The following is a 14,689-nucleotide window of genomic DNA, read 5'->3' as shown; positions in this document are numbered from 1 at the left end:
TCAAAATCGGATGTGGTTGGAATGCTTATATGAAATCGGTATTATGAAATGGCGCTTTCAGAGACATCGACTTCCTTAACTGTCTTCCCTTTTTGAATGGACAGCCGAACATCTTCCAAAACCAAATAAAGACAGGGTACGATCACCAAGATGATCGCCGTGGCGAACACAATACCAAATCCTAAGGAAATGGCCATCGGAATCAAATAAAAGGCTTGGCTGGATGTTTCCAAAATAATGGGGGCCAGCCCACCAAAGGTGGTCATGGTCGTTAAAATAATGGGACGGAACCTTCGTAACCCTGCTTCGTGAATGGATTTGTAGATAGGGTGTCCTTCTTTTCGGCGTTTATTGGCATAGTCAATCATGATCAAAGAATCATTGACCACCACGCCGGACAATGCTATAACTCCCATAAGACTCACCAAGGAAAGATCGTAGCCCAACAAAATATGGCCGATAACGGCTCCAACGATTCCAAAAGGAATGGCCGTCATCACGATCAAGGGTTGCACATAGCTGCCAAAAGCTATGGCCAACAAGGCATAGATCAACAACATGGCAATGGCAAAACCGGAACGCAGCGTACTTGTACTTTCCCGCATATCGGCCTGACTTCCTTCAAAAGTCCATGTTATTCCGGGAAAATCCGCCCTAAGCTGGGGCAAGGTTTCTTCCTGTACTTTAGCGATGACCCTATTTACGGTATTTGCGGGTTCCACGTCCATTCCAACGTTGACCACTCTACGGCCATCCCTACGGTTGATACTGGTAAACGCTTCACGTTGTTTTACCTCAACAACATCCATTAAGGGTACTTCTACCCCATCCTGCGTTCTAATGAGAAAGTTTTCCAGATTTCTGATATCCTTTCGTTCTTCCATGGGCAGTTTTACCCGTACTTCTACCTCATCCATGCCTCTGAGTTGACGCATCGCCAGAGCCCCAAAGAAGCCATTTCTTACCTGTCTCCCTATATCATTGGATGTTAACCCAAGGTTTCTGCCCTGTGGCAACAGATTAAAATCATATTGCATCTTCCCGTTGTTGTAGTTGTCGGTAACGTCTCGGGTATTGGAAAAAGCTTCCATACGCTCCACAAAAGCAGCACTGGCTTTTTCCAGCACCTCAATATCGGTATGGCTCAAATCAATGCTTATGGCTTGCCGTGCCCCTCCCGGTCCACGTTCTGCCTCAAAAGTAATTTGGTCCACGCCCTCGATATCTCCAATATTGTCTCGCCAAAGTGCAATTACCTCTGCTGCGGTAATATCCCTTTGGTCGGGTGGCAGCATCACGATTTCCACATCAATAAAGTTCTGTCCCCTTACATTGGTCTTGATGCCTTCGGCAACTTCGTACAGGTTATGTTCTTCGAACATTCTTTGGGTGGCATCAGAAATATCGTGGGCGACCTTTGCTGCTTGGTCGGGCGTGGTACCTACGGGCAACCGCACCCCCGCCTCAATTTCATCTGCCGCTACTTCGGGCATCATGATCATTCCCATGTGGCCGCTATACCCGTATCCGCCCACAATCAACAAAAGGGCTATGGCACTGCACAATGTAATGTAACGGTGTTTCAGGCACTTATCCAGCAATGGACGATAGCGCCTATCCACAAATTCATTGAATGCATTGGCGAAAGAACTTTGCCACCCCTCCAATTTATGCACCCATTTGTTCTTGCTTGGATTTTTCTTTAAATGCGCCAAGTGTGATGGCAAGATGAACAAAGCTTCCAACAATGATACGGCTAATATTACGATGACCACCGCGGGCAATGGTTGCCAGAATTTACCTGTTTCGCCCGGCATAAACAGTAAGGGTACAAAGGCAATAATGGTGGTGGTAATGCTAAAAATAACAGGTTTGGATACATCTTTGGTTCCTGCAATTGCCGCTTTTAGGGGGCTCAATCCTTTTTTGCGGTATTCGTATACATTTTCCCCTACCACAATGGCATCGTCCACCACGATACCTAGTACGACCAGGAATCCGAACATGGAAATCATATTGACGCTTATTCCGATAAGGGGCAAGAAAATTATCCCTCCAACAAAGGATACGGTCATACCCATCATCACCCAAAATGCCAGTCGGTATTCCAAAAACAACGTAAGGATCAACAATACAATTATAATGGCCAGAATACCATTCTCTGTCAATAGGGACAATCGCTCCCTATAATCGGATGCTCTATTGCTATCAACACGGTGATTAACACCTGGAGGCAACTTAAAGTCCTCTAAAATACCGAGCACAGCATCTTCAATTTCCAAAGGGGATTGGTCTCCAACCCTAAAAATTTGAAGTCCTACATAATTTTGTTGATTGAATTGACCGTGAAACCCGGTTTCTTCAAAACCATCGGTAATGGTAGCAATGTCGCTGAGACTTACCTTTGCCCCGGAAGGTGACGTTACAACAGTGATGTTTCCGTATTCCTCCGCCCACTGTTTACGCTCTTTCATCCGAAGTAAAATTTCCCCGCTCTGGGTCTGTACCGCACCTGCAGGCACATCGTTACTGCTTTGCTGAATAATGTTGGCTACCTGCCCGAGGGTAAGGTTGTATTTTTGAAGGTTGTTCCTTGTAATTTCGATTCGGGTCTCGTAATCGGGGACATTGTTGAGTTCTACCTGTGTAATTTCGGGATTGCTCAACAAAATGGTTCGTAATCGCTCCGCAAGTATCCGCAGGGTCCAGATATCGGTTTCTCCGTATAGACCGATTTGCAGTACATCCCGCTGTCGTGACCTTAAGCTTACTTCGGGTCGTTCTATATCGGCTGGAAATGTTCGGATACGGTTGATGGCCTGATCAATGTCTTGAAAGGCTTTCATACGCTCAAAACCGGCAACGAGTTCAATGCTGATTTCCCCAGAACCCTCATTGGCCTGCGAAACGATTTCCTTGATGCCCTGAACACCGCGCACGGCTTCCTCCACAGGCTGGAGCACGCCTTGTTCCACTTCGGCAGGCGATGCTCCGGGATAGGCTACGGATACATCCACAAAGTCAAGCTGGAATTCGGGAAAAACTTCTTTTTGGATGGTGTACATGGTAAATATCCCACCGCCCAATAATATCAGCATCAATAAATTGGCGGCAATGGAATTTCTTGCCATAAAGCCTATGGCCCCTTCTTTTCTCACTTTTTTGTCCGAATCCTTTTCTTCCATCATAGCAACTTTTAGTCGTTTTCCTCTTGCGAAGTCTCCTTGCCTCCTGTACGCAATTCTATCCCGTTAGTAACCGTACTCAAGTTTGTGACAACCACTTTTTCTCCTTGTTCCAAGCCTGACCTTATATAAGCGTATTCATTATCGGTGAGGATGATGTCCAATTCCCGTATTTCCAAAAGCCCATCTTTCATAACCCATGCGGTTTGATTGCTTCTGACCAAATCCCTATCGATGCGCACAACATTGGGAATGGAATCTGCCTCGATATTCACTTCCACAAAAGTTCCTATCATCAATTTGGGGGAGCCTTTCAACTCTTTTGATGTTGCCAATGGGTCTTCTACCCTGACCAAAACCCTAGCCAGTCGGGTCTGAGCGTCCAATGCACCAATTTGTCTATCCAAATAACCTTCACGGTGAGCGCCTTTTGTCCATGCCGATGGGTTTTTAATATGGACCAAAGACCCTCTTTCTGAGTTCGATTCGGGAAACTTTAACCATTGCAGTCGGGAAATTGGTACAGTTGCTGTTACCCAATAACTATCAGTCCCAACAATTCTACCCAAATCGTCTCCTTGCGCTACTTGGCTCCCCACAGTAACATTCTGACTCAAAATATGGGCATCGAAAGGTGCACGGATGGTGGTGCGGTCCAAATTTAATTGTGCTTGGTTTACGGATGCTCGTGCAGCTTCAATGGTAGCCTTGACTGCATTTAATTGGGGCTTACGGAGAACCAACTGTGTTTCGTTATCGGAAAGTGGGTTATCCCCGAACAAGGAATCGTTGTTTATGAGTTGAAGGTCTTGTTCAGCAATCTGCTGACGTCCCATTTCGGTGGCCAAAGTTGTTTCGGATTGCAAAAGTTCGCTTTTTCGGAGCTCCAATGTGTTTTGATAGTCTGAGGGGTCTATCTGCAGCAGCACTTCTCCCTTTTTTACAAAACCACCGGGAGTGAATGCTGGATCTCGACGAATGATCTGCCCCGAAACCAAAGGACTGAGAATTACATCCTCCACGGGTTGCACGGTACCTGTTGCCACAATGGTCGGGGCAAAAGTACCTTTCTCCACCGAGACCACATCTACCAAAATAGCGGTTTCAATGGTGGCTCCTTCCTGCTGTGCTTCTGGTTCTGTGGAAAATATGAGTGTTGTTACCAAAATTCCTCCCAAGAGAATGGCCAAACAAATCAAAATTAATTTTTTATTGCTCATAGAATTCGTCCCATTTATTTTTTTGTTCATCTAAATTTCTTCCCGTATCAAATCCTCCTGCCAATGCCCGATACAAGGCTATCCTTATTTGCACGTGCTGCAATTGGGCAGCAACATAATCTCTTCGCAACTGTTGTTCTTGGTCCAGACCCAATAGCACATCCAGGTATGGACTAAAGCCATTTAAAAACTCAACCCGTAATTGCTTGTTGCTTTTTTCGGCCAATTCCAGTTGCCTAGCAATATTATCCAATCGTTCTGCTTGTTTCATATCTTGGGTCAAGGCATCTTCAACTTCTCTAAAAGCGACCAAAGTAGCCTGCCCATACTCGTATAATCGTTGCTTTTTAATCGCTGTGGCCCTATCAACCTCGGCCTTTAATTGTCCTCCATAAAAAAGCGGTGCCAAAATATTGCCTGCTAAAGAATACGCCCAATTATCAAAAAGGTTATCAAAATTATTGGAACGAAGCTGTCCGCGACCGCTCAAAGTAATTCGTGGATATTTACTTTGGACCGCTGAGGCCATATCCCTATCTGCGGCCAACAAAGTTGCAAAGGATTGTTTTAAATCAGGCCTTCTGCGAACCAATTCCAAGGGCAGGCCCGTTTTTGGCAATTCAGGAACAGTGGGCATTGTAGCCCCATCCAAGACAATTCCTTCTTGAGGTTGTTTACCCAAAAGTACGGCCAATTGGTTTTTTAAAAGCTGAATGTTGGTTTCAAAAATTATCTTCTGTTCCTTGGTACTTTCCAGTAACTGGGCTTGCCGTAAAATATCTACCGCTCGTAGTTGACCTCCCACAAAACGAGAACGTATGAGTTTAATGATGGCTTCGTTGGTTTTGATCTGGTCTTCGGTTATCTGCAATTGTCTTTTAGCGGCCTGTAATTGATACCAAGTTGTGGCAATTTCGGCAGAGAGTGACAAGGAAAGGGTCTGGTAGTCGAAATAACTGGCTTCTGACCTAAATTTTTCTGCGTTTACGGCAGTACCGATACGACCCCATAAATCGAGTTCGTAACTGGACAAAAATCCCAACTGAGTATTCTCGCCACCAACGAAATCCGGTTCTGGAAGGGTTCTTGCCGTCTGGGCCGAGGCTTCAATGGCCGGCCATTTATTGGAGGCTTGTGACCTGACCGTGGCCCTGGTCGACAAAAATTGTTGCCAAGTGGCAGCCAAGTTTAAATTGGACTGCATTGCGCTATCTATCAATATGTTCAATTTTTCGTCATTAAAGACTTCCCACCACTTATCAGTGACCAAGGAATCTCCACTAGCTGTAAACTCTTGAAAATCATCAATTGGAGGTGATAGGTTTGCATATTTGGGAGAGCAATTGAAATAGAGCAATCCAAAAAAAGAAAAAAGGAACAAAACTGTGAAGCTTTGTCTGTTTTTGATGTATAAATAATACCCCTCTGTTTTGTTTTTTCCCATTGTCTTGATTTGATAAACTAAGTTTAACAAAAAACTCCACCACTTTAATTAAGTGAATTTCAAGATCGTTTGAAAAAAAAAACGTTCAAACAACCGTACAGACCCCGTCAACAACAAAAATTGCCCCAAAAAGCAGGTTTTGAACGGATTTAAGGGTTCCGCCCATAGGAAAAATTCCCCAATTTGTTTAAGGTTGGGATTTTTAGCAGCTTTCTTTTCAACTCCAACTCTCTCAATGGTTGTTGCTGTAATCATTATCCCACAAGGTTGGTATATGGATAATGGTTAAGATAACCATATGGGTTCACTACTCCTTTTCCTTCTTTAAAACGGAAAGCGGAGAGTTCCTTACAATACTTATACTATTTCCCACACCCAAGGCAAAAACCAATAAGGTAATGGCGGGAAGTATCACAAAGAACGGCACCCATGAAAGAGTAAAAGTGGTTTCAAACAACATATAGGCCAACAAGGTACTTCCCACCACAGCGAGCAACACCCCCATAAAAGCTCCTAAAAATCCGAGGACGGCGTACTCAATGGCAATCATTTTTAAAATTTGGGAGCTTTGGGCCCCCAAAGTCCGGAGCAAGGCTCCTTGTTTTACACGTTGGTGCTTGCTGCTGTAAATGGCTCCCATAAGCACTGCAACCCCAACAAATATGCTAAAGAAGGCCATAAAGTTGATGACCCATCCGATTTTCCCCAAAATATCTTCCAACAGACTTAGGATTCGTTTTAAATCCAAAATGGAAACATTGGGAAAATCACGTACCAATTGTTGCTGGAGTTGGGCAGAGCCTTTATCTTCGGCGGTCCTAGTAGTCATTACTCCAAACTGTGGGGCATTTTCGAGTACTCCCGATGGAAAAACTATGGAGAAGTTAGGTTGTAACCTGCTCCAATCTACTTCTCGTATGCTCTGCACCACCGTGTTCATAATCCTGCCCTGTACATTAAATGTAACGGCATCCCCAATAGCTACTTTGGCCCTATCGGCAAAATCACTGCTCACAGAGATGGGAACATCGGAATCGGCATCTACGCTGCTTACCCAGTCCCCTTCCAAAATACGTTCGGAATTGATCAAGCTGTCCCGATAGGTCACCCTAAATTCATGGTTCAAAATCCATCTGCTCACTTGCGATGTGGTATCTTTCCTGATAGCTTCCACATGTCTTCCATTAAGGGTTTCCACCCGCATGGTCACGATCGGAATTTTATCGATCACGGGATACCCCAAAGCTTTGATACTATTGGAAATATCATCAACTTGTTGGTTCTGAATGTCCATCAAAATCATGTTGGCACTGTTGGCGCTATCTTCAATGGCCGCCTTTTCCAAGAGCATATCCTTTGTAAAGTACAGGGTGCTTATCAAAAAAGTTCCGATGCCAATGGCCAATACCAATACCAAGGTTTGATTTTGAGGTCTGAATAAATTCTTCAAACTCTGGCGGGCAATAAAACTCCACGAATACGGGAAAAATTTTTTCAACATGGCCATAAAGAATCGGGCTACTGCCGTCAAAACCAAAAAGACGACCAAAAGCCCTCCAACAAAAAACAAGGAGCGCATGAAGTCGCCAAGCAACCAAAACGAAAAACTGAATATAAACAACACAATGCCCAAACCAACTGCCATGGTGGCCCGCTTTGATCGGGATTTGGTTTCCTGAACCACGCGCAAGGCCTGCAAAGGCGAAACATACAAGGTTTTCATTAAAGGATAAAGGGCAAAGAGCACGGACATCGCCAATCCCAACGAAAGTCCCAGCAATACACTTTGAAGGGATAGGGCAATATCAACATCCACGGGCAATAAATCACCCAAAAGAATGGGAAACAATTGTTGGAGCGAATAACCAATGGCTGTTCCCAGCAATCCACCCAAGATTCCCATACAGGCTATTTGAATAAAGAAGATAAGGTAACTCTGCCGTTTTGAAGCCCCCAAACATTTGAGCACGGCAATGGATTTTATCTTCATTTGAACATAAATTCCCATGCCACTGGCAATACCTACACACCCCAAAAGCAATGCTATAAAACCGACCAGATTGAGAAATTTTCCAAAATTTTCGTAACGGCGTCCCAAGCGTCGAGCTTCGGATAGGTGGGTGTCCAAATCGGCTTCTTCGGCATCCAGTATGGGTTCCACTTTTTCGCCCAAGACGGCCATATCTTGGCCTTCATCGGCCGTGAAATAATATTTGTACTCAACCCGACTACCTGTTTGTACCAGACCTGTTGATTCAATAAATTGAAAAGGAATCAAAACAGGTGGTGCAATCGCCCCAAAAACCGAAGTACTGCCAGGAACTGTTTCCAATTCCCCTGCTATGGGAAGGGTAACTGCCCCCAACTTTATACTGTCGCCAACCTTTAGGTTGAGCTGAAGCATGGTAGTGGCATCCACCAATGCTCCACCATTTCTAAAATCGTTTACCGCTGAAACGGGCGTGGTTTCCAATTCTCCATAAAATGGAAAACCGCCTTCCACTCCCCTAACCTCCATGAGCTTGGTACCATTATTTCCAGGAAAGGCTGCCATGGACAGAAAATTGATCTCGCGTGCATCGGCCCCTCCCAAGGAATCCATAATCCCCATTACTTTATCGTTGACGGGCTTATCACTTTCTATAAGGTAATCCGCACCCAAAAGTGCTTTGGACTGTTTAGCAATGTTTTCTTTTAGCAATCCACTAAATGACTGGACACTGACCACAGCGGCCACGCCCAAGGTTATAGAGAATACAAACAATAATAGTTTACCATAACTTGCCTTGCCATCGCGCCATGCCATTTTTAGCAACCAAGAAAATCCAGTGTTGTGCTTCCCCATATTAACCAACGGTTTCCTCGATTTTACCCGATCTTAGGCGAATACTTTTATCTGTTTTTTTGGCCAGCTCCAGATCATGGGTCACGATTACAAGTGCGGTGCCCTGCTCTTTGTTGAGTTCAAAAAGCAAATCTTCTATTTTGGTACCTGTTTCATCGTCTAGGTTTCCTGTGGGCTCATCGGCAAAAAGTATGGCAGGTTTGTTGGCAAAGGCACGCGCCAATGCAACACGCTGTTGCTCCCCGCCCGATAATTGGGACGGATAATGGCCTTCCCTATCCTGCAATCCAACCTTGGTCAAAAGTTCCTTCCCCAGATCCGCGGCTTTTTTAACACCTCGAAGTTCCAAGGGAACAATCACATTTTCCAAAGCGGTCAATGTAGGGAGCAATTGAAAGTCCTGAAAAACAAAACCTACATTTTGATTTCGTAATCGTGCCCTTCCGTCTTCATCAAGTTCAAACAAATTTTGGCCGCAAAGCCAAATCTCGCCTTCATCCGTGGTATCCAATCCCGCACAGAGTCCCAACAAGGTGGTTTTTCCACTGCCCGATGGGCCGACAATCGCAAAACTTTCTCCACTTCCCACTTCAAATGAAACATTGTTGAGTACATTGAGGTCGTGTTCCCCACTTCGATAGGTTTTAGAGAGGTGTTGAACTTTTAATATCTTTGACATACCACGCTTTAGATTAAAAACTCTCAAAATACTAAAATAGATCATGACCAAGAAAACCCCGAGCTTCCCATTACCGTTAATGTTTTGTTATTTTTTATCGCTACTACTCCTTGGTTGTGGGGAAAAGAATGCTAAAAAGGATGCCGAGGAGACCTCTCCACCCCAAGAAACAACCGTAACCGAGACCCCCGATTCCAATAAAAAAATCTTGTTTTTTGGTGATAGTCTAACCGCCGGCTATGGGTTGGAGGTCAGTCAGGCCTTTCCCGCGCTTATCCAACAAAAAATAGACTCTTTGGGTTTGGACTATACCGTAATCAATGCCGGGCTCAGTGGAGAAACCACGGCAAGCGGAAAAAATAGGTTGGAATGGGTTTTGGAAGACGATATCGACTTCATTATCATAGAATTGGGTGCCAATGATGGGCTGCGGGGTGTCCCGCTTAGGGAAACGGAATCGAATCTTCAAAGCATGGTGGACACCGTCCAAAGCAAATTGCCCAATGCCAAGATCATTCTTGCGGGAATGAAGATTCCACCGAACATGGGCCCCGATTACACTTCAAAATTTGAGAGCCTTTTTCCAGAGTTGGCATCTTCGGAAAACATAACATTGATTCCTTTTTTATTGGAAAACGTAGCTGGAATTCCCGAGCTCAATCAGGGGGATGGCATCCATCCCACCGTTGAGGGACAAAAATTAGTGGCTGAAAATGTTTGGGAGGTTTTAGGGCCAATGCTCTAAATTTTTTGTGCGCAAAGTGTATATTTATCGAGCACACAAAACTAAACTAAACATCATGAAGTCATTTTATGTACTTCAGGAGTATACTTTTGGCAGCACACAAGGGTTGTTTCAAAAATATTTCCTGTTCTTTCTGGGGGCACTATGCAGTTTCTCCCTGTATTCCCAGCAGCAAGATTCACTTGCTATCATCAAACTTTTGGAAAATGAAGGGCTCACTTGGCGAATGGGCGACAAAGAAGCTCATACGAAATACTGGGAAAAACGGTCTTATAGTCGTTTTATGGTATCTACCGCGGATGGGCGCACCATTGATATTCCAATAGAGTCCATCATAGATCCTCCATCCGATATGATCGGGAATGGTGGTTTTGCTTTTCATAGCAACCATAAAATGAAAATTGGTGGCAATACAGCTTGGGTAACGCATGATGAGGTTTCCGTGGATACTTATGGCAAAGAAAGCCTATCCACTGAATTTCGTTTTTTGGAAAAGTTTGATGCCCATTGGAAACTGGTGGCACAATCCATCCATTTTTACGATCATCCACCAGAAAATAAAATTGATACCACCAGCTACATACAAACAGTGGATATTGAAACGGGCAGTATTGAGACCGTACTTGCCATAAACGAACATTTTGAGGCTCCAAATTGGCATCCGGACAATTATCTTATTGTAAACAGTAAGGGAAAACTGTACACTTTGGACTTGGAAACCAAAGATTTGGAGGTGTTGGACACCGATTTTATTAACCAGAGCAACAACGATCACGGGATTTCCGCAGATAGCAAATGGCTGGCCATTAGCCACAACGATGTGACCGATCCCTCGCCCAAACCTTATAAATCCGCTATCTATGTGATGCCTGTTGAAGGTGGAAAACCTAGAAAAGTAACTTCCAAAGTGCCATCCTACTGGCACGGTTGGTCTCCCAACGGAAAACGATTGGCTTATTGCGCAGAACGAAACGGTAATTACGATGTGTATACCATCAGTGTGAATGGTGGAAAAGAAAAAAGGTTGACCACGGCCGAAGGGCTGGACGATGGTCCTGAATATTCGCCCGATGGAAAATATATTTATTACAACTCCTATAAATCTGGACACATGCAGATTTGGCGGATGCTCGCCAACGGAAGAAAGCAAGAGCAGTTGACCTTTGATAAAAATTCCAATTGGTTTCCACATCCATCGCCCGATGGAAAATGGATTGCGTATATCGCCTACACTTCCGACCAAAAGCAAGACCATTTGTTCGGCAAACAAGTAAAACTTAGGCTTATGAACATTGAGACGAAGGCCATAAAAGATATTACCCCTGTTTTCTTTGGTGGCCAAGGTACCATCAATGTGCCTTCTTGGAGTCCGGACAGTAAAAAATTGGCCTTTGTGAGTTATTCAGTAAACTAAAACCTATATATAAAATCAACAATTGATGAAAAACAATTCAAACAAAAGAAGAAAATTTTTACGACAGATAGGAGCCACTACTTTGGCCTCTGCTGCCACCCCATTCGCATCTTTTGCAGCACAAAAAAAAGCAGAAGAGCGCATGTTACGATATGAAAAAGGATTTTCTAACAACGATAAAATAAGAATCGGAGTAATCGGATACGGGGTACAAGGGCATTTTGACCTAAACACCGCGCTACAAGTTCCCGGGGTTGAACTTGCGGGTATCTGTGACCTGTACAAAGGCAGGTTGGTCCGGGCCCAAGAAGAATTTGGAAAAGACCTGTTTGTTACCCGAAGTTATAAAAATCTATTAGACAGGGATGATATTGACGCCGTGCTAATTTGTACTACCGATGTTTGGCATGCCCAAATAACATTGGATGCCCTTGCGAAAGGCAAACACGTATATCTGGAAAAACCTATGATGCACAAAATTGAGGAGGGCTACCCTATGATGAAAGCGGCCAAAAAATCCGGTAAGGTTGTTCAGATAGGTAGTCAAAGAGTAAGTAGTGTTGGGTATGCCAAGGCCAAAGAACTTTTGGCCGCAGGTGAAATCGGCGACCTTAACATGGTGCAAGCGGCCTGGGACCGACAAAGTTCCATCGGGGCATGGGAATATACCATTCCTGACGACGCCAGTGCGGAAACCACGGATTGGGACACTTTTATAGAGGTAACCGATAAAATGGAGTTTGATGCCAAAAAATTCTTTTGGTGGCGGGCTTTTAAGGAATTTGGTACAGGTGTAGCTGGCGACCTTTATATCCATTTGTTGAGCGGAACCCATTTTATTACGAATTCCAAAGGACCGGAAGATATTTATAGTACAGGTCAATTTAGTTATTGGAAAGATGGTAGAAACATGCCCGATGTAATGTCCGGTGTAATGCAATACCCGGATAGTGAGGAACACCCTGCGTTTCAATTAAATCTGCGCGTAAACTTTATCAGCGGTACGGGAGGCCAGGAAATTATACAAATGATAGGTTCCGAAGGTACCATCACCATAAACGGAAATGATATTACCGTTGGGTACAGCAAAATGCCCGAAGCACCAGGTTTTGGTGGGTACGACTCAGTATTCACCTTTCCAAAGGAAATGCAAGATCGGATGGCGGCCGATTACAACGCCAAATGGACCAAAGCGCAACAAAATAAACATCCAAAAGGCGATGTTATTTACAAAGCGCCCGAAGGCTATAGTGCCCATTTGGACCATTTTACCAATTTCTTTGATGCCATAAGGTCTGGAAAAGAAGTGGTGGAAGATGCTGAATTTGGCTTTAGGGCAGCGGCTCCGGCCTTGGCCTGTAACACCAGTTATTTTGACAAGAAAATAATGACCTGGGATCCCATAAATATGAAATTGGCCTAAATTTCCAAGTTTCTTTTGGAAGATATTGGAGGCATTAGGAGCTTTTTCAATGGTACATCGGATTGTTTTATCATACTTTGGATATCCTATTGTCTCCCCCAAAAGAGATGTTTTGCCCAGAATTACACCCTCCACCATTGTCACAATTATATTTATTGATATATTTACATGTTTCAATATATAATTCGTTTTGAACCTTAAGCAAGTAGAAAAAATATCAAAGGCTTTGAGCGATGTCAATCGTTTGAAGATTCTTCAAGCAATCCAATGTTGTGATGACAAACTTGAATGTAGCACGATTACTGCATCACTTAATCTATCGCAACCATCTGTAAGCCATCATATAAAAAAATTGGTGGATGCTGAATTGATCGAACCTCAAAAAGAGGGACGGTTCTATTTTTATTCACTCAACAAAGATGTGATGGAAAACTACTTGAAAGCCCTCAAAAAACTTTAATTTTTATTTCGACAATACATCGATACATATAAATATATGAATTCAAAAAAAATAGCGTACTCTATTCTGGAACTGGCCGTTCTTCCTAAAGGAAGCTCTATTAACCAAGTTTATAAAAACACGGTAGCCCTAGCCCAAAAAGCCGAGACTTTGGGGTATGAACGGATGTGGTTTGCAGAACACCACAACATGCCCGCCATTACCAGTAGTGCCCCCGAAATTTTAATTGGCCATGTGGCCCAGCACACCTCTACTTTACGTGTAGGTTCGGGTGGGGTAATGTTGCCCAACCACTCCCCTTTTGTTGTTGCCGAAAAATTCGGGACCTTGGGGAATTTGTTCCCGAACCGTATTGATCTAGGTTTGGGCAGGGCACCGGGCACCGACCAACAAACGGCCCGTGCCATTAATCCGGGGTTTATTGAGGCTACGCATTCTTTTCCGAGCGATATTGAAAAAATTCAGAACTATTTTTCAACCGACAACAAAACATCCAAAGTTAGGGTAACCTTGGCCGAAGGGGTTGATGTGCCCATCTACATTCTTGGTTCAAGTACCAGCAGTGCTCGATTGGCCGCCCAAAAAGGATTGCCCTACGCCTTTGCCAGTCATTTTGCAACGGCCCAACTCTTCAATGCCCTAGAAATTTATAGGGAGCAGTTTCAACCTTCGGAAGTATTACAAGAACCTTATGTTATTGCTGGTATCAACGTGATCATAGCCGATACCGACAAGGAAGCTGAACGTTTGTATACATCGGCCTTAAGAATGGTCATCAATATTTTGTCGGGGACCCAAAGCGAGTTTATAGAACCTCCTACCGAAATGAGCGCGAGTTTACAAGAGGTACGACAGCACCCTGCCATTATGCAAATGACGCGATACTCATTTGTAGGTAGCAAGGAAACGGTAAAAAAACAGGTTCAGGGCTTTATTGACGAAACACAGGTTGATGAACTAATGGTTTCATCCATAATGTACAGTGCCGAAGACCGAATAAAATCGGCTGAACTATTCGCGGAGATTATGATGGAGATCAATGAAAGTTCCAAAGTCCACAAAACATCTACTGTGGAGTAGTAAAAAACAAGCATGGACGGTTATCCATGCTTGTAACCTAAGTTCGATTGTTAATGAAGAGTAAATTCAGAGTTTTAACTTCAAAGTGTCAGGTCGAGCGCAGTCGAGATCTATTTAACAGTTCGAAAATTTAAAAGCCTTCTCGACTGCTCTCGAAGTGACACAGTCTTTGAATGTATAAAAAACTGATTTTT

General features: G+C 43.9%; 10 protein-coding genes. 5 read left to right on the top strand and 5 right to left on the bottom strand.

The window, feature by feature from the left end:
- Window positions 1-41: 41 nt before the first annotated feature.
- From AC13CS_RS09525 to AC13CS_RS09505, 5 genes are all read right to left on the bottom strand, one after another.
- Window positions 42-3,188, bottom strand: a complete 3,147-nt coding sequence (locus tag AC13CS_RS09525; RefSeq protein WP_293162403.1) for an efflux RND transporter permease subunit — start codon at window positions 3,186-3,188, stop codon at window positions 42-44.
- Between the two features lie 8 nt (window positions 3,189-3,196).
- Window positions 3,197-4,405 carry an efflux RND transporter periplasmic adaptor subunit gene (locus tag AC13CS_RS09520; RefSeq protein ID WP_293162400.1) on the bottom strand — a complete coding sequence of 403 codons (1,209 nt, stop codon included), beginning with the start codon at window positions 4,403-4,405 and terminating at the stop codon, window positions 3,197-3,199.
- Window positions 4,395-5,849, bottom strand: coding sequence for an efflux transporter outer membrane subunit (locus AC13CS_RS09515; protein WP_293162397.1), 1,455 nt, complete (start codon window positions 5,847-5,849; stop codon window positions 4,395-4,397). Before AC13CS_RS09515 ends, AC13CS_RS09520 begins: the two co-directional genes overlap by 11 nt.
- 307 nt (window positions 5,850-6,156) lie before the next feature.
- The gene (locus tag AC13CS_RS09510) at window positions 6,157-8,694 is read right to left on the bottom strand and encodes an FtsX-like permease family protein (RefSeq protein WP_293162394.1); all 2,538 of its coding nucleotides are present in this window, start codon (window positions 8,692-8,694) and stop codon (window positions 6,157-6,159) included.
- A 1-nt stretch (window position 8,695) separates the two neighbouring features.
- Window positions 8,696-9,373, bottom strand: a complete 678-nt coding sequence (locus AC13CS_RS09505) for an ABC transporter ATP-binding protein (protein WP_293162391.1) — start codon at window positions 9,371-9,373, stop codon at window positions 8,696-8,698.
- Between the two features lie 43 nt (window positions 9,374-9,416).
- Between AC13CS_RS09505 and AC13CS_RS09500 the strand changes: the two genes are divergently transcribed.
- The 5 genes from AC13CS_RS09500 (at window position 9,417) to AC13CS_RS09480 (ending at window position 14,495) form a co-directional block, all read left to right on the top strand.
- On the top strand, window positions 9,417-10,118 hold the full coding sequence (locus AC13CS_RS09500; protein WP_293162389.1) for an arylesterase: 702 nt from the start codon (window positions 9,417-9,419) through the stop codon (window positions 10,116-10,118).
- 55 nt (window positions 10,119-10,173) lie between these two features.
- A complete protein-coding gene (locus AC13CS_RS09495) occupies window positions 10,174-11,532 on the top strand; it encodes a TolB-like translocation protein (RefSeq protein ID WP_293162386.1) in 1,359 nt (452 codons plus the stop codon).
- A 25-nt stretch (window positions 11,533-11,557) separates the two neighbouring features.
- Window positions 11,558-12,955 (top strand): Gfo/Idh/MocA family protein, encoded by a 1,398-nt coding sequence (locus AC13CS_RS09490; protein WP_293162384.1) that lies wholly within the window; start codon window positions 11,558-11,560, stop codon window positions 12,953-12,955.
- 190 nt (window positions 12,956-13,145) lie between these two features.
- A complete protein-coding gene (locus tag AC13CS_RS09485; RefSeq protein ID WP_293162381.1) occupies window positions 13,146-13,415 on the top strand; it encodes an ArsR/SmtB family transcription factor in 270 nt (89 codons plus the stop codon).
- Between the two features lie 36 nt (window positions 13,416-13,451).
- On the top strand, window positions 13,452-14,495 hold the full coding sequence (locus tag AC13CS_RS09480; RefSeq protein WP_293162378.1) for an LLM class flavin-dependent oxidoreductase: 1,044 nt from the start codon (window positions 13,452-13,454) through the stop codon (window positions 14,493-14,495).
- Window positions 14,496-14,689: the final 194 nt, after the last annotated feature.

Source organism: Flagellimonas sp. B-3, from assembly GCF_056857835.1.
The sequence above is the reverse complement of the archived record's forward strand: the minus strand, read 5'-3'. Positions and strand labels throughout refer to the sequence as shown.